The organism is Cryobacterium sp. BB307, from assembly GCF_012274275.1.
Classification (GTDB): Bacteria; Actinomycetota; Actinomycetes; order Actinomycetales; family Microbacteriaceae; genus Terrimesophilobacter.
The window spans coordinates 979931-999878 of record NZ_JAANZA010000001.1 but is presented as its reverse complement, the minus strand read 5'-3'; the positions used below and the strand labels follow the sequence as shown (position 1 = coordinate 999878).

The 19948-nt window shown below is 67.8% G+C and carries 21 protein-coding genes and 1 pseudogene; 12 read left to right on the top strand and 10 right to left on the bottom strand.

Annotated elements, in window-relative coordinates:
- Positions 1–70 precede the first annotated feature (70 nt).
- The 5 genes from HGK58_RS04935 to HGK58_RS04915 are packed head-to-tail and all read left to right on the top strand — an operon-like array spanning position 71 to position 3789.
- Positions 71–769, top strand: a complete 699-nt coding sequence (locus HGK58_RS04935; RefSeq protein WP_168626389.1) for a DUF2306 domain-containing protein — start codon at positions 71–73, stop codon at positions 767–769.
- 20 nt (positions 770–789) lie between these two features.
- Positions 790–1914, top strand: a complete 1125-nt coding sequence (locus tag HGK58_RS14020; RefSeq protein WP_168626388.1) for a histidine kinase — start codon at positions 790–792, stop codon at positions 1912–1914.
- The gene (locus HGK58_RS04925) at positions 1911–2573 is read left to right on the top strand and encodes a response regulator transcription factor (RefSeq protein WP_168626387.1); all 663 of its coding nucleotides are present in this window, start codon (positions 1911–1913) and stop codon (positions 2571–2573) included. Before HGK58_RS14020 ends, HGK58_RS04925 begins: the two co-directional genes overlap by 4 nt.
- Positions 2574–2621: 48 nt before the next feature.
- Positions 2622–2915, top strand: a complete 294-nt coding sequence (locus HGK58_RS04920) for a hypothetical protein (RefSeq protein ID WP_168626386.1) — start codon at positions 2622–2624, stop codon at positions 2913–2915.
- 40 nt (positions 2916–2955) lie between these two features.
- Positions 2956–3789 carry a Cof-type HAD-IIB family hydrolase gene (locus HGK58_RS04915; protein WP_168626385.1) on the top strand — a complete coding sequence of 278 codons (834 nt, stop codon included), beginning with the start codon at positions 2956–2958 and terminating at the stop codon, positions 3787–3789.
- Here the strand turns inward: HGK58_RS04915 and HGK58_RS04910 are convergent.
- Positions 3786–4160 (bottom strand): DUF5655 domain-containing protein, encoded by a 375-nt coding sequence (locus HGK58_RS04910; RefSeq protein WP_168626384.1) that lies wholly within the window; start codon positions 4158–4160, stop codon positions 3786–3788. The two genes, HGK58_RS04915 and HGK58_RS04910, sit on opposite strands and share 4 nt — an antisense overlap.
- A gap of 106 nt (positions 4161–4266) precedes the next feature.
- Between HGK58_RS04910 and HGK58_RS04905 the strand changes: the two genes are divergently transcribed.
- Positions 4267–6168 carry an ABC transporter ATP-binding protein gene (locus tag HGK58_RS04905; RefSeq protein ID WP_349236130.1) on the top strand — a complete coding sequence of 634 codons (1902 nt, stop codon included), beginning with the start codon at positions 4267–4269 and terminating at the stop codon, positions 6166–6168.
- Positions 6149–7903, top strand: a complete 1755-nt coding sequence (locus HGK58_RS04900; protein ID WP_168626383.1) for an ABC transporter ATP-binding protein — start codon at positions 6149–6151, stop codon at positions 7901–7903. The genes HGK58_RS04905 and HGK58_RS04900 overlap by 20 nt, the downstream gene beginning before the upstream one ends.
- 107 nt (positions 7904–8010) lie before the next feature.
- Here HGK58_RS04900 and HGK58_RS04895 read toward each other — a convergent pair whose 3' ends face one another.
- Together HGK58_RS04895 and HGK58_RS04890 are read right to left on the bottom strand one after the other, a co-directional pair.
- Positions 8011–8511: an HNH endonuclease gene (locus HGK58_RS04895; RefSeq protein ID WP_168626382.1), complete on the bottom strand. Its 501-nt coding sequence runs from the start codon at positions 8509–8511 to the stop codon at positions 8011–8013.
- A 297-nt stretch (positions 8512–8808) separates the two neighbouring features.
- Complete coding sequence (locus HGK58_RS04890; RefSeq protein WP_168626381.1) at positions 8809–9525, bottom strand: metal-dependent transcriptional regulator; 717 nt, start codon at positions 9523–9525, stop codon at positions 8809–8811.
- A gap of 99 nt (positions 9526–9624) precedes the next feature.
- On the opposite strand from HGK58_RS04890, the gene serC reads away from it, so the two are divergent.
- Positions 9625–10746 carry a phosphoserine transaminase gene (serC, locus tag HGK58_RS04885; RefSeq protein WP_168626380.1) on the top strand — a complete coding sequence of 374 codons (1122 nt, stop codon included), beginning with the start codon at positions 9625–9627 and terminating at the stop codon, positions 10744–10746.
- 9 nt (positions 10747–10755) lie between these two features.
- Positions 10756–10905 (top strand): annotated as a pseudogene (locus tag HGK58_RS13710) (DUF2530 domain-containing protein); the annotation flags it as partial.
- On the opposite strand, the gene HGK58_RS04875 reads toward HGK58_RS13710, so the two are convergent.
- Positions 10840–11436, bottom strand: coding sequence for a DUF3027 domain-containing protein (locus HGK58_RS04875; RefSeq protein ID WP_210422603.1), 597 nt, complete (start codon positions 11434–11436; stop codon positions 10840–10842). The pseudogene HGK58_RS13710 and the gene HGK58_RS04875 sit on opposite strands and share 66 nt — an antisense overlap.
- Positions 11429–11809: a cold shock domain-containing protein gene (locus HGK58_RS04870; RefSeq protein WP_168626378.1), complete on the bottom strand. Its 381-nt coding sequence runs from the start codon at positions 11807–11809 to the stop codon at positions 11429–11431. The genes HGK58_RS04875 and HGK58_RS04870 overlap by 8 nt, the downstream gene beginning before the upstream one ends.
- A 94-nt stretch (positions 11810–11903) precedes the next feature.
- On the opposite strand from HGK58_RS04870, the gene HGK58_RS04865 reads away from it, so the two are divergent.
- Genes HGK58_RS04865 through HGK58_RS04855 form a run of 3 tightly spaced genes read left to right on the top strand, consistent with a single transcriptional unit; the run spans position 11904 to position 15619 of the window.
- On the top strand, positions 11904–12179 hold the full coding sequence (locus HGK58_RS04865; protein ID WP_168626377.1) for a multidrug ABC transporter ATPase: 276 nt from the start codon (positions 11904–11906) through the stop codon (positions 12177–12179).
- Between the two features lie 19 nt (positions 12180–12198).
- Positions 12199–13962, top strand: a complete 1764-nt coding sequence (locus HGK58_RS04860; protein ID WP_168626376.1) for a helicase-associated domain-containing protein — start codon at positions 12199–12201, stop codon at positions 13960–13962.
- A gap of 16 nt (positions 13963–13978) precedes the next feature.
- The gene (locus HGK58_RS04855; protein WP_168626375.1) at positions 13979–15619 is read left to right on the top strand and encodes a DNA repair helicase XPB; all 1641 of its coding nucleotides are present in this window, start codon (positions 13979–13981) and stop codon (positions 15617–15619) included.
- Positions 15620–15635: 16 nt separating this feature from the next.
- Here HGK58_RS04855 and HGK58_RS04850 read toward each other — a convergent pair whose 3' ends face one another.
- The 5 genes from HGK58_RS04850 to HGK58_RS04830 form a co-directional block, all read right to left on the bottom strand.
- Positions 15636–16085, bottom strand: a complete 450-nt coding sequence (locus tag HGK58_RS04850; protein WP_168626374.1) for a hypothetical protein — start codon at positions 16083–16085, stop codon at positions 15636–15638.
- A 207-nt stretch (positions 16086–16292) separates the two neighbouring features.
- Entirely contained in the window at positions 16293–17498 is a 1206-nt protein-coding gene (locus HGK58_RS04845) for a pyridoxal phosphate-dependent aminotransferase (protein WP_168626373.1), read from the bottom strand.
- The gene (locus HGK58_RS04840; protein WP_168626372.1) at positions 17491–18357 is read right to left on the bottom strand and encodes an ABC transporter permease subunit; all 867 of its coding nucleotides are present in this window, start codon (positions 18355–18357) and stop codon (positions 17491–17493) included. Before HGK58_RS04840 ends, HGK58_RS04845 begins: the two co-directional genes overlap by 8 nt.
- Positions 18357–18998 carry an amino acid ABC transporter permease gene (locus HGK58_RS04835; protein WP_168626371.1) on the bottom strand — a complete coding sequence of 214 codons (642 nt, stop codon included), beginning with the start codon at positions 18996–18998 and terminating at the stop codon, positions 18357–18359. The genes HGK58_RS04840 and HGK58_RS04835 overlap by 1 nt, the downstream gene beginning before the upstream one ends.
- A gap of 67 nt (positions 18999–19065) precedes the next feature.
- Positions 19066–19947, bottom strand: coding sequence for a glutamate ABC transporter substrate-binding protein (locus tag HGK58_RS04830; RefSeq protein WP_168626370.1), 882 nt, complete (start codon positions 19945–19947; stop codon positions 19066–19068).
- Position 19948: the final 1 nt, after the last annotated feature.

Genomic DNA, 19948 nt, shown 5'->3' with positions numbered 1-19948 from the left:
CCGAAAGTACGGTTTCCGGCTCGTCCGCTCTCCCGATGTCGTGGCCGGGCAATCAAGCGAGCATCGGGGTATGACTTCCCGAATCACCATCACCCGCACGAGCGCGGGGCAGCCCCAGCGTGACCGAACAAAGCAGCGCAGCGGCTGGCTTGCCGCATCCGGCCTCATCCTGCTCAGCCTGATCCCGGTGATAGCCGGCATGTTCCGGCTCACCCAGCTGACCGGCGGCGCCATCACCGCGGACAACGCTCGCTTCTTCGACTCGCCTATCCCGGTGATCGCGCACATCATCGGAGCCACGGTCTACTGCCTGCTCGGGGCGTTCCAGTTCGTCCCCGCGCTGCGCCGCAGGCGCAGCTGGCATCGCATCGCCGGGCTGGTCCTGATCCCCGCCGGCTTCGTCGCCGCCTTCTCCGGCCTATGGATGGCGGCCTTCTACTCGTTCCCCGGTGGCGACAGCGCGCTGCTCATGGTGATCCGCCTGGCCTTCGGTTCGGCGATGGTGGCCTGCCTCGTACTCGGGATCACCAGCATCCGGCGCCGCGACTTCGTCGCGCACGGCGCCTGGATGACGCGCGCCTACGCGCTCGGCATCGCCGCCGGAACCCAGGCCCTGGTCTTCGCGGTGTGGATCCTCGCCGTCGGACCGGTCGACAGCCTGACCGACGCGCTGCTCATGGGCGCAGCCTGGGTGATCAACGCCGGCGTCGCGGAGTTCGTGATCCTTCGACGTGCGCGTCTAGCCCGGGCATCCGGGGCCGCACGCTGATGCGCTCCTATCATGAGGACGTGACCGGTCTCCTGCGTTCCGCGTGGAACGCGCCAGGCGCAGCTCCCCCACCGCCGCGGCGCGTGTGGCGGGACTGGGTGTTGGTGGCGTTGGTCGTTGTGGCCGCGGCGCTCGAGGCGACGCTGCGCACCGACCTGACCCAGCCGCTGGTGGCCGCGATCCTCGTTATCGCTTCTGCCCCGACCCTGCTGTGGCGACGGACGCGGCCGCTGCTCATGCTCGCGATCACGTTCGGCACCACGGCACTCGCGTCCGTGCTCCTCGGCGACTCCCTCCTCTACACGAGCGGGTTCGTCCTCTTCACGCTCTACGCGCTGTTCCGGTGGGGCAATGGGCACGCTCTGGTGATCGGATCCGGTATCCTCCTCGCCAGCTTGGTTGTCTCCGCGTTGACCGGCACAGTGTTGGGCGACCTCATCGGGGAAGCCGCATTCTTCGCCATTGTGGTCACCCTCGCCTTCGCTCTCCGCTTCAGGGCCCGCGCCCGGATGCGTGAACTGGATGGCGCCAGGCTGACGGAACGCGAGATGCTGGCCCGCGACCTGCACGACACGGTCGCCCACCACGTGTCCGCGATTGCGATCCGCGCCCAGGCCGGGTTGGCGACCGCAGCCCTGAAGCCGGATGCTGCGACCGATGCCCTCCGCGTGATCGAGGCTGAGGCATCCAGAACTCTGGCCGAGATGCGCTCGATGGTTCGCGTGCTGCGGCAGGGCGAGGCGCCAGAGCTGGCGCCAGGCCGCACGCTCGCCGACATCGAGCAGCTCGCGAGCGAAGAAGCGGCCGGGCCACGCGTCGAGGTGCGGATCACTGGTGACACCGAAAGCATCCCGCCGACGGTGGCCGCCGCGGTGTACCGGATGGCGCAGGAGTCGGTGACGAATGCCCGGCGGCACGCGCGGGGAGCATCCCTCATCGAGGTCGTTGTGCAGGCGGACGCGGGCGGAGTGCAGCTCACCGTGACCAACGACGGTGAGGTGGCTCCGGCGACCACGCCAGGTTACGGCATCACCGGAATGATGGAACGCGCGGCGCTGCTTGGCGGCACGTGCCAGTCCGCCCGCGCGCCGGGCGGCGGATGGGTCGTCACCGCAGTGCTCCCTCGTGTTGGATGGACCACGTGAGAATCCGCGTACTCATCGCCGACGACCAGGAGCTGGTTCGCACGGGGCTCAGCATGATCCTCGACGCCCAGCCGGACATCGAGGTGGTGGGCCAGGCATCCGACGGCGACCAGGCCGTGGCGCTCGCCCGCAGCCTGCGCCCGGATGTGTGCCTGTTCGACATCCGGATGCCCGGCATCGACGGCATCGAGGCGACCCGCGCCATCGCCGGGCCCGGCGTCGAGGACCCGATGAACGTCGTGATCATCACAACCTTCGACCTCGACGAGTACGTCTACGCCGCCCTGCGCGCAGGCGCGAAAGGCTTCCTGCTGAAGGACGCTGGCTCCGAGTTGCTCGGACAGGCGGTGCGCGCCGCGGCCAGCGGCGACGCCCTCATCGCCCCCAACGTCACCGTGCGCCTGCTCGAAACCTTCGCGAGTACCGCTCCCGCCGCGCCTCTGCCGCAACCGGTCGAGCCGCTCACCGAGCGAGAGGAGCAGGTGCTCGCTGCTGTTGCCCGGGGCCTCAGCAACAGCGAGATCGCCGCCGAGCTGTACATCACCCTGAGCACGGTGAAGACTCACGTCGCGAGCCTGATGACGAAGCTGGCCGCGCGCAACCGGGTTGAGATCGCGATCTGGGCGTACCAGACCAAGCGGGTGTCGGCGCGGTCGTAGTTCCGCGAGTGCTACTGGACGCTGGTCGGTTGGCTGTAGGTTCAGCGCATGGCGAGTTCTGCTCAGGCGAATCCGTATCTGAAGGCGCTGCTCCACATAGGGTGGGTGACCCTCACGCTGGCGGTGTTGTTCGCCATGGCGGGAGCGAGCGAGGCGTCCTACTTCGGCGCAAGCGCCGGGGCCACTCAGTTTGCGATCGCCGCGTGGCTGGCGAGCGTGGGCAGCCTGGCGATGCTGCTCTGGCTGTTCGCCGGAGCGATCGTCTGGCGGCCAGGCACGCGGCCGCGCGCGCGTCCGCGTTCCGACGCGCGCAGCTCGAAGTCCGTCTGGGGCGCCGACTGACGCATCCCGCTCGCACAGGTGCGGCACGTAGCCTGACCGGATGGCTGAGCGCACACTCCCTGAACCCGGACAGGACGTCCGGCTGATCGTCGCCGACCTGGACGGAACCCTGCTCGATGGCGACAAGCAGGTCCCGGATTCCCTTTGGCCGCTCCTGCACCAACTGCACGAGCGAGGCATCACCTTCAGCCCGGCCAGCGGACGCCAGTACGCGATGCTCGCCTACCTGTTCGAGCGGGAAGCCGACGGCATGGTGTTCATCGCCGAGAACGGCGCATACGTGGTCCGCGACGGGGAGGAGCTGAGTTCAGCGACCATCGGCACTGATGTCGTCCACGGGCTCGTGCGCACGGTCCGCGAACTGGTCGAGACCGGACTCGATCTCGGCGCGGTGGTCTGCGGCAAGCGGTCTGCGTACGTCGAGCGCACCGACCGGGCGTTCCGGCAGGAGGCCGAGAAGTACTACCTCGAACTCGCCGACGTCGATGACCTCACGCGCGTTGACGACGAGTTCCTCAAGGTCGCGGTCTACGACTTCGGTGACGCCGAGGCGCGCACGCTGCCAGCGCTCGAGAAGGCAGCATCCGACCAGCAGGTGGTGCTCTCGGGCGGCCATTGGGTCGACGTGATGAGCCCGGATGCCAGCAAGGCGACGGTCGTGCACCGCCTTCAGGAGAAGCTCGGCGTCACCTCCGCACAGACGATGGCCTTCGGTGACTACCTGAACGACCTCGGTCTGCTCGCCGCGGCCGATCTGTCCTTCGCCGTCGCGAACGCGCATCCGGACGTCCTCGCCGCCGCCCGCTACATCGCGCCGTCCAACGAGGAGAACGGCGTCGTCACCACCATCCAGAAGGTGCTCGGCCTCGACTAGCCCAGGTGGTGCGCACCCTCCCCCACGGCGTACGCCTCGGCGACCCAGCCGCGGAACGACTCGTCGAGGTCCGCCAGCGACGACACCCGGAAGTGGTTCACGAACAGGTTGCGCTGGTACGGGCTCGCGCTCCGGATGCGCCGGTCACCGACCAGGGACCGCATCAGGTCCAGATACCCGTCCACACCGAACTTGGACGGGCGGGCACCCGCGAAGCCGCGACTCGAACCTTTGAACGTGATGGTCGTCTTAGAAACCGACAGAGTGACCGGCCCGCACTCCCGGATGATCGCCTCCACCGCGCGATACAACTCGACGTGCGCCGGGTCGGCTCCCCGCAGGTGATCGTCGACGGTCCAGTTCTCGGTCACAGCGCCTCCCGAAATCGAGGCTACTCGTGCGGTCGATCAACCAGCCATGGGCGCCACCCCGGTGCTGATCTAGTAGCGGTTCGACTCGCGGCGTAGCATCGCGGAAGTGACCTCTTCGATGAGCGGCACAGCACCATCCGCAGACCGGCCGAATCTCGAGTCGGTTCCCCGCTTCCTGCTCTGGCAGGCCAGCCGCCAGAAGCGGTTCCTGATCGGTGGAGTGACCTTCGGTGTCATCTGGATGCTCTGCCAGGCACTCTGGCCGTACCTGCTCGGGCGGGCCATCGACGATGGTGTCGCAGCGCAATCGGCAGAGGTGTGGCTGTGGTGCGGGCTGCTGCTCGCGGTCGCCGTGGTGCAGGCCGTGTCCGGCGCGCTGCGCCACCGGATGGCGGTGAAGAACCTGGTGCGGGCATCCCTGCACATCGGCCGGCTGATCGGCCACCACTCCGCCGAGACCGGGTCCGCGATCACCGCGACCACGCCATCCGGGGAGATCGTGGCCACGGTGTCCACGGACGCACTGAGCCTGGGCGCCATGTTCGATGTCGTGGCACGCCTGAGCGGCGGCATCGTCGCCTACCTGGTCGTGTCCGCGATCATGCTCGCAACCTCGGTGGAGCTCGGACTGGTTGTGCTGATCGGGGTCCCGGTGCTCGGCGGACTCCTGGCGTTGCTGCTGCGGCCGCTGCAGACAAGGCAGACCGTGTGGCGCGAGCAGACCGGCCTGCTCACCACCCTCGGTGCCGACACCGTCGCCGGGCTTCGGGTGCTGCGTGGCATCGGCGGCGAGGACGAGTTCATCGCCCGCTATGCCGCGCGCTCCCAGCAGGTGCGCCGCGCCGGAGTGCACCTGGCCAAGCTCCAGTCCTGGCTGGATGGGTTGCAGGTCTTCCTGCCCGGCGTATTCCTGGCCTTCATCGTCTGGTACGGGGCGCGCCTGGTGCTCGCCGGCACCATCAGCGCCGGCGAACTGATCTCCTTCTACGGCTACGCGACCTTCCTGGTCATCCCGCTCCGCACGGGCGTCGAGGCGACCCAGGTGTTCGCGAAAGGCATCGTCGCCACCCGACGGGTGCTCGACGTGCTGCGAATCCAGCCGGCGGCGCGCGACGTCGCCTCGCCCGCAAGCGCGCCGCCGGTGGGTGCGGAACTGGTGGACGTGGCATCCGGTGTCGTCGTCGAACCCGGCCAGTTCACCGGCCTGGTGGACGCCAACCCGGATGCGGCGGCGGCAGTCGCGACCAGGCTCGGCCGGTTCGACGACAGCGCGCACGCGGCTGCGCCGGTGCTGTGGGGAGCCGTCGACCACAGGAGGGTGCCGATCCGGGAACTGCGCAAGAGGATCGTGGTGAGCGACGCCCACCCGCACCTGTTCGGTGGCGCGCTCATCGACGGGCTGGACGTCAAGCGGGCGCGCGACCCGGCGTTCGAGGGGACGGAGACCGGGCAGTTCCGGGCCGTGAGCCGCGCGGTGGACGATGCCGCCGCCACCGAGACGGTCGAGGGGCTGCCGGACGGGCTGCGGCAGACGGTGGCTGAACGGGGCCGGTCCTTCTCCGGCGGACAGCGCCAGCGGCTCAGCCTGGCGCGGGTGCTCCTCACCGACGCCGAGGTGCTCGTGCTCATCGAGCCGACCAGCGCGCTCGACGCACACACCGAGTCGCAGATCGCGACCCGTCTGCGGCACGCGCGGGAGGGCCGCACGACGGTGGTCGTCAGCGCCAGCCCGCTGGTGCTCGACCGCATGGACATCATCCGGGTCATGCAGGACGGCCGGGTCGTCGGCAGCGGCAGCCACGCCGAGTTGCTGCGCCGCGAGGACGACACCGGTTACCTGTACCGCTCGATCGTCGCGCGCACAGTGAGCGCCGCCGAACCCGCAGAGGGCGAAGAGCTCGACGACGCCAGCACCGGCGCCATCGACACGCTGTGGTACGCCGCCGAGCACACCGGCGCCATCCCGGTGTATTCAGAGGGGCACCCGGATGCTGCTGCCGATCGCTGACACGAGGACGGTACGCCAGGAGGCGGCTCGGCTGCTCCGCCACCACGGTCGCACCCTCACCTCGGTGGTCGTGCTGCACACCCTGGCCTCGCTCTGCGGACTCGCCGGCCCGTGGTTGATCGGCCGGATCGTCGACGCCATCGCTTCGGGAACCGCCACCCTGACGACCGTCAATCTGGTCGCGCTGGCGCTGGTCGCCGCCTTCGCCGGGCAGGGCTTCATCAGCAGGTTCGCCCAGCAGCGGGCCATGGTCCTCGGCGAGACGGTGTTCGCCGCGTTGCGGGAGCGCTTCATGGCCACGGTGGGCGCGCTGCCGCTGTCCACGGTCGAACGCGCGGGCACCGGCGACCTGCTCTCGCGCACCACCAGCGACATCCAGAGCATCGCGCAGACCGTCCGGTTCGGTGTGCCGCGAATCCTCGTGGCGGGCGTGACCACAATCCTCACCATCATCGCCGCGCTGCTCACCAACCCGCTCGTCGCGCTCGCGCTGTTCGTCGGCGTGCCGAGCATCGTCGCCGTGAGCCGCTGGTACCTCAGGCGCTCTGGCAGGGGCTATCAGCGGCAGCTGGCGTCGTTCGCACGGCTGACCGGGGTGGTCAGCGAAACCGTGGAGGGCGCTCACACCATCGAGGCGCTCAGCATTGCGCCCGCCCAGCAACGCAAGATCGACGCCGCGCTGCACGAACGGCGTGAGACCGAGCGCTACACCCTGGGCTTGCGCACGGTGTGGCTGCCGTCGATGGAACTGTCCTTCCTCGTGCCGATCGTCGCGGTCATCGCGTGGGGCGCCTGGCTGGTGCAGGCCGGCGACGCCACGGTCGGCGAGGTCACCGCGGTCGCGCTGTACGGCACGCAGCTGATCGGGCCGGTCAACGAGCTGCTCGGCTGGATGGACGAGATCCAGATCGGGGCGACCGCGCTGTCCCGCATCATCGGAGTCGCCGAGGTGCCACCCGACCGCCACCCGATCCCGGATGCGCGGCCATCCGATGACACGCTGCTCGCGCGCGACGTGCGCTACGCCTACCCGCACGGCCGGGACGTGCTGCACGGCATCAACCTGGACCCGGAGGTGGGCGAGCGGCTCGCGATCGTCGGGCCATCCGGGTCGGGCAAGTCGACCCTCGGCAGGCTGCTGGCCGGCATCGACACGCCGACGGATGGCACGGTGACCGTCGGTGGGGTGCGGGTCGTCGACCTGCCGCTCGAGCGGCTGCGCACCCACGTCGCGCTGGTGACGCAGGAGCATCACGTCTTCGTCGGAACCCTCGCACAGAACCTGCAGCTGGCGGCGCCGGGCGCGGACGACGGGATGCTCGAGCACGCATTGTCGGTGGTCGGGGCGTTGGAGTGGGTGCGCTCGCTGCCCACCGGGCTGCAGACCGTGGTCGGCTCGGGCGGGGTGCTGCTGACCCCCGCGCAGGCGCAGCAGGTCGCGCTCGCCCGACTCGTGCTGCTCGACCCGCAGACCCTGGTGCTCGACGAGGCCACCTCGCTGCTGGACCCGAATGCAGCACGAACCCTGGAGACAGCGCTCGAGCGCGTGCTGGCAGGCCGCACCGTGGTCGCGATCGCGCACCGGCTGCACACCGCTCACGACGCCGACCGGGTCGCGGTGATGCGGGACGGGCACATCGTCGAGCTGGGCCATCACGACGAACTGGTGGCAGCGGGTGGGGACTATGCCGCATTGTGGGCGTCATGGCACAGCAGCGACAGCGGTCACGCGTGAGCGGGCCGGCACTCCTCTCCGACCCCGCGAGACTGCGCAAATCGGCAGTATGGAGCCCCAGAACGAAGGTCTGTGCAGTCTCGTGAAGCTTAAGGGGATGGAGGGGGTCAGGCGGCGACCGGCGTCAGGAAGTCATCCCACTGCGGCAGCGGGCTCTCGATGCCGCGCACCAGCCAGGCCGACCCGTGCGGCGGCCGCGGTCGCACCTTCAGCTCCCAATGCATCTCCGCGGGCGTGCGGTCACCCTTGACGTTGTTGCAACGCAGGCAGCAGGCCACCAGGTTCTCCCAGCTGTCCTCACCGCCTCGCGAACGCGGCAGAACGTGGTCGATCGTGGTGGCGTTGGCACCGCAGTACGCGCAGCGGTGCCCGTCGCGACGAAGCACCCCACGACGGCTCACCGGCACCATCCGACCCTGTGGAATCCGTACGTACCTGGTCAGCAGGATGACGGATGGCCGGTCGTACGCTCCGAACGAACCGAACACCGGATTGTCATCGTCTGCGGCGAGGATCGTCGCCTTGTCGTTCATCACCAACACCAGTGCCCGCTTGAAGGACACGACGGCAAGGGGCTCGAAGCCCGCGTTCAGGACCAGGGTGCGCATGCTCATCCTTCCGAAGAAACCTGCACGGCTTGCAGGTGTTCGTCCTGCCCGTCAGTGAATGAGCGGAAGTAGCTAAAAAAACAAGAAAGCACTGTCAAATGACAGTGCTCAGTCGTTCTCCAAGTGCGCCTGGCAGGCGTACCCGTTGCTGCGTCGTATGAAGAAAAGGGCGCGCTCATCCACGGTTTGGATGATTCGCCCTCTGATCATTCGACTCTTCCTTTACAGCTCACGCGCTGAGCGGACGTTCAAGGCTAACCCGATTCGCGCCACTAATCACGCACGGGCACGCGGTCGTTACCCGGCTGTTTTCTTAGGTGTAACCGCGACGTAGATGTGCTGGGCGACATCCGTCGGCAACTCGAGGCTCTGATCGCTGCCCTCGACCGTCGCGTGCACGTAGCCGGGCGTCGAGGTGAAGCTCGCGTGGGCGCCGGGGACCAGGCCCGCGGCACGCAGCTGCTCGAGCACCTCCGGCTCGTACTGCACCGGCTCGCCGAGCCGCTTCACCTCGCCAGTCTGCGCACCCACCGCGCCGTGCACGAAGTTCACGAGGTTCACGACGCCATCCGAGAACGCCCCGGTCTGCACGTTCTCGCCCAGGTCGGACAGGCCAGGAATCGGATTGCCGTACGGGGAGTGGGTCGGATGCTGCAGCAACTCGATGATGCGCCGCTCAACCTGCTCGCTCATCACGTGCTCCCAGCGGCAGGCCTCCTCATGCACGAGAGCCCAGTCGAGGCCGATGACATCGGCCAGCAGCCGCTCCGCGAGCCGGTGCTTGCGCATGACGTTGACTGCCTTGCTGCGGCCGGCCTGGGTCAAACGCAGCTGACGATCGTTCTCGACGACGACGAGTCCGTCCCGCTCCATCCGGCCGATGGTCTGCGACACGGTCGGACCGGAATGCCCGAGCCGCTCGCTGATGCGGGCGCGAAGCGGGATGATGTGCTCTTCCTCGAGCTCGTAGATGGTCCGCAGATACATCTCTGTCGTGTCGATCAGATCGGTCATCCGGCCCTCCTTGCCCCCACAAACTCAAAGGCAAGCCTAACCTGAGCGGCCTGAGCGGTTGGCCGCGGGCGACGTCGCCTGAGCAAATAGAATTGGCCCATGACGGACGTGACGATCCCCGAAGACCTGCTTCCCTCCGACGGACGATTCGGATGCGGGCCGTCGAAGATCCGCCCCGCCCAGCTCGAGGCGCTGGCTGGCCCGGGTGCCGACCTGCTCGGCACCTCGCACCGCCAGGCGCCAGTGAAGGACCTGGTCGGACGCGTCCGAGAGGGTCTGGGTGAGCTGTTCCGCATCCCGGACGGATACGAGGTGATCCTCGGCAACGGCGGGTCCACCGCGTTCTGGGATGCCGCGGCGTTCGGCCTCATCCGCACGCGCAGTCAGCACCTGTCCTTCGGCGAGTTCGGCTCCAAGTTCGCCAAGGCCGCCAAGACGCCGTTCCTCGTGCCGCCTCAGGTCATCGAGGCGCCGGCCGGATCCCGCGGTGAACCGCAGCCCGGGGAAGGCTTCGACGTCTATGCCTGGACCCACAACGAGACCTCAACCGGCGTCATGGCTCCGGTGCGCCGCGTCGACGCCGACGGGGCACTCACCGTCATCGACGCGACCAGCGCCGCGGGCGGCATCGACTTCGACGCGAGCGAGACGGATGTCTACTACTTCGCCCCGCAGAAGAACCTCGGCTCCGACGGTGGCCTCTGGTTCGCACTGTTCTCCCCCGCCGCGATCGAGCGGGCCGAGAGCATCGCGGCCAGCGGCCGCTACATCCCGGAGTTCCTCAGCCTGAAGAACGCCATCGACAACTCCCGACTGAACCAGACCCTGAACACCCCGGCGATCTCCACCCTCGTGCTGCTCGAGGGCCAATTGGAGTGGATCAACGGAAACGGCGGCCTGGCCTGGGCGGATGCCCGCACCCGCGAATCATCCGGCGCACTCTACGACTGGGCGGCATCCGTCGACTACGCGACACCGTTCGTCGCCGACCCCGATCACCGCTCGCAAGTGGTGGTCACCATCGACTTCGCCGACTCGGTCGACGCCTCAGCCGTCGCGAAGACGCTGCGGGCCAACGGAATCGTCGACACCGAGCCGTACCGGAAGCTCGGCCGCAACCAGTTGCGGGTCGCGACCTTCGTGGCGATCGAGCCGGATGATGTGCGCCAGCTGATTCGCAGCATCGAGTTCGTGGTGGAGGCGCTGGCGGGCGGCCGCTAGCCTGTGCGCATGCGGTTGTTGCTTCATGACGACGAACGGCGGCCCGACCCGCCGCCGGTGAAGACGGATGACCGCAAGCCGATCGCGCTCGGCCTAGGACTCTGGCTGGTCGCCCTCGTCGTGCTGCTGTTCCTGCCCGGTCCGCTTGCGGCGGCGGGAAACTCGTGGTGGCTGTGGACCTGCGTCGTCGGCATCGTCATCGGCCTGATCGGGCTCGTCTACACCATCATCCGCCAGCGCTGACTCGGCGATGACGTCGATGTCGACGCCATCGACGTCGTCCTCGTCGTGCAGGTCGTCCTCGTCCTCGTCGTGCAGGTCGTCCTCGTCCTCGTCGTGCAGGTCGTCGTCGTCATCATCGTCGTCCGAGACGTCGGCATCCTCGCCTGCCGCCTCTTGCGCGGCGCGGTACTCGGCCATCCGGTCGGCCCACGGCACCCAGTCCGGCGACAGCAGTGCATCGTCGCCGGGGGTCAGTTCGGTCTCCAGCACGCTCGGCTCGAGTCCGGCCACGTGCGCGATGGTCACGGTCCAGCGCCACCCGCGGTAGCCGCGCATGGTGGTGTCGAAGAACAGCGTCGTGACGCCGTCACCGTCGTCGCGGGTGCCCGCGAAGTCGCCGATCGTGTCCGCCGTCGTGATGTCGAGCAGCGCCTCCCGCGCCAGGGGGATGTCGGGCTGCTCAGACATCCAGTTCGTCCGCGACCTTGCGCAGCATCGCCGCGATCTTGCGGCTGTGCGAGTTGTCGGGGTACCGGCCGCGCTTCAGGTTGCCGCCGATGCCGTCGAGCAGCTTGACCAAGTCCTCGATGATGATCGCCATGTCGTCGGCGGGCTTGCGGTTCATCTTGACCACGCTGGGCGGCGCCTCGACCACCCGCACCGACAGTGCCTGCGCACCACGCTTGCCGTCGGCGATGCCGAACTCGAGCTTGGTGCCGGCCTTCACCGTGACGCCAGCGGGCAGGGCGGAAGCGTGAAGAAAGACCTCCTGGCCGTCATCAGAACTGATGAAGCCGAAGCCCTTCTCCTCGTCAAAGAACTTGACTCTGCCGGTCGGCATGCCACTCCTCATTTCCGTCAGCGCGGGGGCGCGCAGGGGTCGTACTTGGTTCCCATAAGACTACGGGCAATCGGATGCCCGTATCCTTGAGTTCGTGACAGCATCGACACCCGGCGGGATCAACCGTGGCGAACGGTTGCTGGCGTTCCTGATCATCGCCATCGTCGGCCTGTCCCTGCTCGCCTTTATCGCCGTAATCGTCGCAACCGCGATGGGTGTCGGGAACAACGACGGATTCAGCGAGGGCATCTGGCCGGTTGTCATAATGCTGCCCCTGATCGGCCTTCCGGTCGCCTTCGTGCTCATCATCGCGCTGCTCATCCTGAGCGCCATACGGCGCGGACGCGCCGCCAAGTCGAACGGCGGATGACCATGAGCGGGAGGTGGTCGTGACCAGCACGCTGACTCTCGCCGCACGCCTCCGCTCGCTGAGCGACAGTGACCTGATTGCCGCTCTTCGCCGCCGCAAACTGGCGACGACCGGCATCCGGGACTTCTTCGACGCCGCCGATGCCCTGCTGTCGCCCAGCGCGATCCAGTCTGCGCTGGCCGCCGTCGACCGGCCGACACTCGCGGCGTTCGCCGGCAGCGCGCCGGTGACCCGGGTCGCGGTGGAGTGCGCCGACCGGCTGCTGCTGGGCGACGGGTCGGCCGACGGCCCTGTGGTGTTCGAGGAGGTCCGCGCGCGGCTCGCGGCCTGGCCCGGGCAGGGACTGCCGGATGCCGCGGCCCTGGCCGATGAACCCAAACCCACCGGCACCACTCTCACCGACGATGAGCAGGCAACCGTCGACGCACTCGCGGCGGAGCACGCCTTCCTCACCGGAACCTCCGTCGCCGAACTGCTGCACCAGCTGAAACTCGAACCCGCGCGCCGGCTCTCCCGCGGCGGCATCTCCCAGCCCGACCTGCGCCGCCTCGCCGACGCGCTCGCGGTCGACACCGACGTGACTCTCGCGTTCATCAGCATGGCGGTGCGGGCTTCTCTGGTGTCGGAGGGCACCGGGCAGCTGCACGCGACCGACGCGGCGGACGATTGGCTCGGCCTGGAGGCATCCGGCCGCTGGATCCGACTCGCAACCGCATTCGCTGACTCGCTGCCGGAGTCGTTCCGCACCCTGCTCGCCGGTTTCCGCGACCACGGAGACCACCTGCGCCCGCTCATCGGCTGGCTGTTTCCCGCGGGCGGAAGCCAGCTTGCGGAGGCAGTCGAGCTCGGGCTGCGCGAGAGCGAACTGCTCGGGGTCACCGCCCGCCACACCCCATCCACCCCGGCCAGGCTGCTTCTGGCCGGTGGACCGGATGCCTCGGTCGAGGCGATCTCGGCGCTGTTGCCACCGTCGGTGTCCAACGTGTACCTGCAGCACGACCTGTCGATCGTCGCTCCCGGACCCCTCACCCCGGAGATCGATGCACGCCTGCGCACGCTGGCCGACGCGCAGAGTCGAGCGGTCGCATCCACCTACCGGGTCACGTCGTCGAGCCTGAACCGGGCGCTCGCAGGAGGCGAGTCCGCCGATTCGCTCACCGGCTTCCTGGAATCGGTCTCCCTCACCGGCATCCCTCAGCCCCTCGCGTACCTCATCGACGAGACAGCCCGCCGGTTCGGGGCGCTGCGGGTCGGGTCGCTCGACGGCACCGAGGGGTTCAGCTATGTGCGCTCCGACGACACGGAGCTGCTGCACACTGTTCTGGTCGACCAGTCGCTCGCCGTACTCGGGCTGCGCGCCACAGGACCGCATCGGCTGGTAAGCCGGCGCGACCCCGCTCAACTGTTCTGGACCCTCAGCGAGGCCCGCTACCCGGTGGCCGCAGAGGACGATGTCGGCCGGCTGATCAACCTCCGCCGCAACCGACCGCTCCCGGTACCGGATGCGCCGGACCCGTACATCGGGCTGGTCCACCGACTGCGCGCTGCGGACGCCGACGCGCCACAGGACACCGGGCAGGCCTGGCTGGTCCGGCAACTGGAGAGCGCCATCCGTGCGCGCTCGACCCTCACGGTGCGCGTGACGATGCCGAACGGCTCGGTCACGACCTTCGTCCTGGAGCCCACCAGTGTCGCGGGCGGGCGGCTGCGCGCGCGGGACAACAGCTCGGGGGTCGAACGCACCCTGCCTCTGGCGAGCATCCACTCGGTCGGCGAAGGGTAGCGAGTAGAATACGCGGATGCCTTCCGGACCCCTGATCGTGCAGAGCGACCGGAGTGTTCTGCTTGAGGTCGCCCACCCGGCGGCCGAGGATGCCCGGCACGACCTGGCGGTCTTCGCCGAACTCGAGCGCGCCCCTGAGCACATGCACAGCTACCGGATCACCCGCCTCGGGCTGTGGAATGCGCGCGCTGCCGGACATGACGCCGAGGACATGATCGGCACACTCGAGCGGTACGCGAAGTTTCCGATCCCCCAGTCGGTGGCCATCGACATCCGGGAGACCGTCGGCCGCTATGGACGGCTGGTCATTGAACGCGACGGCGATGACCTCGTCTTGCGGTCGACGGATGCCGCGGTGCTCACCGAGATCTCGCGGGCCAAGCGCATCTCCCCCTTGCTCACTGGGCAACGCTCATCCGACAGCTACACCGTCGCGCCGTGGGCGCGCGGGCAGCTCAAGCAGGAGCTGGTGAAGCTCGGCTGGCCGGCCGAGGACCTTGCCGGCTTCACGCCGGGGACACCGCACAAGATCAGCCTCGACACCGCCGACTGGAACCTGCGCCCGTACCAAGACCACGCGGTGGACAACTTCTTCACCGGCGGCTCCGGCGTTGTGGTGCTGCCGTGCGGCGCCGGGAAGACCCTGGTCGGCGCCGGCGCGATGGCGCGGGCGGGCACGACGACGCTCATCCTCGTCACCAACACCGTGTCGGCCAGGCAGTGGCGCAGCGAACTGCTGCGCCGCACCACCCTGACCGAGGATGAGATCGGCGAGTACTCCGGAGCGGTCAAAGAGGTCAAGCCGGTCACCATCGCGACGTACCAGATCCTCACCGCGAAGCGGAAGGGCGAGTACGCGCACCTCGGCCTGCTCGACGCGATGGACTGGGGCCTGATCATCTACGACGAGGTGCACCTTCTGCCTGCGCCGGTGTTCAAGCTGACCGCGGAGCTGCAGGCCCGGCGACGGCTCGGGCTGACCGCCACGCTCGTGCGGGAGGACGGCCGCGAAGGCGACGTGTTCAGCCTGATCGGGCCGAAGCGCTTCGACGCGCCGTGGAAGGAGATCGAGGCACAAGGCTTTATCTCGCCGGCATCCTGCTACGAGGTGCGCGTCGACCTGCCGCAGCAGGAGCGGCTTGAGTATGCGGCGAGCGCCGACGATGAGCGCTACCGCCTGGCGGCGACCGCGCCCGCGAAGCTGAGGGTCGTGCGGCAGCTGGTCGACAAGCACGCCGGCGAGCGCATCCTGGTGATCGGCCAGTATCTGGACCAGATTGAGCAGCTGGCGGATGCGCTCGGCGCACCGTCGCTGACCGGCTCCACCCCGGTGGACGAGAGGGAACGGCTGTACCAGGCGTTCCGTGATGGGTCGATCACCGTGCTGGTGGTGTCCAAGGTCGCCAACTTCTCGGTCGACCTGCCGGAGGCGACGGTGGCGATCCAGGTCTCCGGAAGCTTCGGCTCCCGCCAGGAGGAGGCGCAGCGACTCGGTCGGCTGCTGCGGCCCAAGGAGAGCGGACTGCCCGCCAACTTCTACACCCTGGTCGCGCGCGACACCGTCGACCAGGACTTCGCGCAGAACCGCCAGCGCTTCCTGGCCGAGCAGGGCTACTCGTACGAGATCCTCGACGCCGACGCGTTGCTGGTCGCCTGAGGACTTGCCCGTCCTGTCAGGCTGACGGCTTCTTCCGCATCCGGAACGGAAGCCCGGGAGCGTAGACGACGGAAAGCCGCCACAAGGCGAGCGCTCCGACGAGCAGTCCGAAGTCGCGAAGCGCGACATCGTAGAAGCTGCCCACCGCGAGCAGGTTGACGATGATGGCGGTGAGCCAGACGACCACCAGCAGCGACCCATACCGGGGAACGATGGCCACGACAAGACCGGCGACGATCTCGACGATGCCGACGACGTACATCGCCTCCTGCTCGGTGATGACGAGCGCGTTCGGGTAGAGGTAGATGGGCCAGTGGACGAGGATGTTGAAGAACTTGTCGAGTCCGAACAGTATCGGCGCGACGGTGAAGATGATCCGCAGCAAGGCGAAGGCTTGCCACGCTGGATCTCGTCGCGGTGTGAGGGCGGGTCGTCGGGTCGCTAATTCCTGGGTCGCCTGAACCATGTAGTGCTCCTCTTCGGGTGTAGAACACTTCTAAAGCAGTGGTCTCGAACTTTAGAGGCGGGCGCTTCCCCCTCACACCCCCAAAAAGGGTGTGACGGGCCAACAGCGTGCGGGTTTGTTGACTGCGCGCCGGATTGATGTGGCGCGCGGTCAACAAGCGGGCAGTCGGTTGAGCGGGGAGGCGCGATGGCGGCGCGCGCGAAGCGACTAGAGCCGTGCGTCCATGAAGTCCCGGATGCGCGTGAGTCCCTCCACGAGCGCAGCGTCGTCGAGCGCGTAGGAGAACCGCAGGTACCCGTCCGCGCCGAACGCCTCACCTGGCACCACAGCGACATCGATCTCCTCGAGCAGCAGCTTCGAGAGCGCTAACGAGGTCGTGACCGGGACCCCGTCGAGGTTGAGCCGACCGTCGAGCACCGAGCTGACCTCCGGGAAGAGGTAGAAGGCACCGCGCGGCCGCGGCACCCGGAACCCCTTCACCGACGAGAGGATGTCGAAGGCGATGGACCTGCGGCGGTCGAAGACCTCGCGCATCCGTGCAGGGAAGTCCGCTCCGTCGGTAAGCGCGGCCACAGCGGCCTGCTGTGACAGGTTCGACACGTTCCCGGTGGTGTGCGACTGGAAGTTCTTGATCGCGTTGGCGATCGGAACCGGCGCGAGCACCCAGCCGAGGCGCCATCCGGTGAGCACGTGGGACTTTGCGAGCCCGTTCACGATGATCAGCTGCTCCCGCGGCACGAAGCGGGAGATCGACACGAAGCGCGCGTCGTCGTACACGAAGTCGTGGTAGATCTCATCCGAAAGCACCCAGATGCCGTGCTCGGTGACCCATTCGCCGATCGCCCGGATCTCGTCCTCGTCGTAGACCGACCCGGTCGGGTTGGACGGTGAGGTGAAGATCAGCACCTTGGTGCGATCGGTTCGCGCAGCCTCGAGCGCGTCGACAGTCGTCCTGTAGTCGGCCTCGAACGTGGTGGCCACGGGCACTGTCACGCCGCCCGCGAGCTTGACCTGCTCCGGGTAGCTGGTCCAGTACGGCGCAGGTAGCAGCACCTCATCACCCGGGTCGAGGATCGCGGACAGCGCGTTGTAGATCGCCTGCTTGCCGCCGTTCGCGATGGAGACGGTGTCGGCCGTGAACGGGGTCCCGGTGTACTCGCTCGTGTAGGCAGCGACCGCCTCACGCAGCTTCGGCAACCCGGACGGCCCGCTGTAGTGGTGATTGGCCGGGTCGTCGACCGCGCGCTTGACGGCATCCGTGATGAACGACGGCGTGTCGAAGTCGGGCTCGCCGGCACCGAACGCGATCACCGGCCGGCCGGCGGCCAAGTACTTCTTGGCCAGCGCGTCGATGGCTTGCGGCGCCGACTCTGTAACAGAGGCCAGGAGCCGGGAGACAGTCAACTCAGTCATATTGAAGTACAGCCACTTTCTTCTTGGCTTTCGCGCTCGGCTTGGTTCCGCCGCTCGACCACCGCTCGACACGCACCGCGATCCACGACAGGAGCAGGCACAGCAGGACGTAGATGGACCCCATGACGATCGCCGACGGGATGATCGGGCTCCCGTACTGCATCTGGGTTCCGTAGAACTTGGCCAGGTACAGCAGCTCCGGGTAGGTGACCATGAAGCCGAGCGCGGTGTCCTTCAGAGCGACGACGAGCTGGGAGATGATGGTCGGCAGCATGTTCCGGATGGCCTGGGGCGCGAGGATGACGCGAAGCACCTGGCTGCGACGCAGGCCGACCGCGTAGCCGGCTTCGCTCTGTCCCTTCGGCAGCGAGTTCAGGCCCGCGCGGAAGATTTCGGCGAATACCGCGCCGTTGTAGATCATGAGACCGACCGCGACGGCGAAAAACGGGGTGACGAACGTCGCCCCGAGCACCGGGAGCCCGTAGTACAGGAGCATCATCAGCACGAGCAGCGGAACCGCCCGGAAGGCCTCGGTCAGCCAGGCGGACAGGACGCTGATCCACTTCACCGATGAGATCCGACCGAGCAGCAGCACGACACCGAGCACCAGGCTGAGGGCCGCTCCGACGGCGAACACGCTGAGGGTCGAGATCGTGGTGCGGAGGATCTCCTCCTGCACCAACGGGAAGCTGAAGAGCTGCCACTTCTTGGCGTCGAACTGACCGGACCGGTACAGCTGGAAGACGATGAAGCCGAGGATCGCGACGACAACGGCGATCGTGATGAACCCGGCGATGTTGCTCTTGCGCCGACCCTTCGGGCCGAGCACGTCGAAGAGCTCCTGCGTTGCGTACGCCATTACACCGCCCACTTTCGTTCGAACGCCCTCTGCACTGCGGCGAGGACCATGACGAGGATGAAGAAGAACAGGGCGACCCAGAGGAGCGTGACGAGGAGGTTCTCACCGCGCTCGGACATGTTCGCCGCGATCGCACCGGCCTGCATCACGGAGAACCCGCTCGCGACGGTGGTGTTCTTGAGCAGCGCGATGAACACGCTGACGAGCGGCGGCATCACGTTGCGGAAGGCCTGCGGGATGAGCACCACACGCAGCACCTGGGTGAAGGTGAGCCCGATCGCTCTGGCCGCTTCCGTCTGCCCGCGGTTGATGGAGTTGATCCCGGAGCGGAAGACCTCGGCGACGTAACTGGCGGTGTAGAGCACCAGCGCGATGATCGCGAGGGTGGTGTAGTCGAGACTGGGCAGTCCCATCTTCGGGTAGCCCAGGGCGAAGAACATCATCAGCAGCGCGAGCGGGGTGTTCCGCAGCGTATTGACGTAGACCGTGCCGACGGCGCGCATCGGCGTCGAGGGGGAGATCCGGAGGATGCCGACGACGCATCCGAGGATCAGCGAGAACACGGCGGAGATCGCGAAGATCACGACGGTGTTCGTGAATCCCAGGACAAACAGGTCGAGGTTGTCCAGGAGAACCTGCATTTCAATTCCGATCTCGTAGGCGGGGAAGAGGACCGTGCGGCCCCCTCCCCCGCCCCGCGGGTGCTGCCTAGTAGTTGTCGACCTCTGCGGTCTGGAACGCGACGCCCGACGAGCCCAGGTTGTCGTCGTAGATCGACTGGAGGACATCCGCCTTGTTGACCAGCAGGTCGTTGACGAAGTGACGCAGCGCGACGTCTTCCAGGTTCACGCCGATACCGAAGCCCTCGTGGGTGAACGGCTTTCCGACCACCTTGAGGTTCTCGGGGTCGAGGGTCGTGTAACCGATGAGCAGCGCCTCATCCGTGGTCACCGCGTCGACCTGACCGTTGACGAGCGCGTCGACGCACTGAGCCATGTTGTCGAACTCGACCGGCTCGACGTCCGGGTGGTTCTCCTTGATGTACTGCATCGGGGTGGAACCGGTGATCGAGCACACCTTGTGCCCGGCCAGGTCGTCCTCGCCCTTGATGTCGGTGTTGTCCGAACGCACCAGGATGCTCTGGCCGTTGGTCATGTACGGTCCGGCGAACCCGACCATCTCCTTGCGCTTCTCGGAGATCGTGTACATGCCGATGATCAGGTCGGCGTCACCGTTGGTGAGCGCCTGCTCGCGGCTCTGGCTCGGGATGGTGACGAACTCGATGACGTCGGTGCCGAAGCCGAGCTCCGCTGCGATCCAGCGCGACAGGTCGATGTCGAAGCCGGAACGGATGCCGGTGGCTGAGTCGCGCACACCGAAGCCGGGCTGGTCTTCCTTGACACCGATGACGATCTTGCCGCGCTCGACTGCTGCGTCGAGGGTCGCGCTGCCTTCGAGGGTGATCTCCTCGGCGACGGGGAACTTCACCTCTTCAGCGGGGTCTGTCGCCGTGGCGCTGGACGAGCACCCGGTCAACAGCATGCCCAGTGCGGCGACGCTGGCGAGCACTGCGGTCCTTCTCTTGTTCATT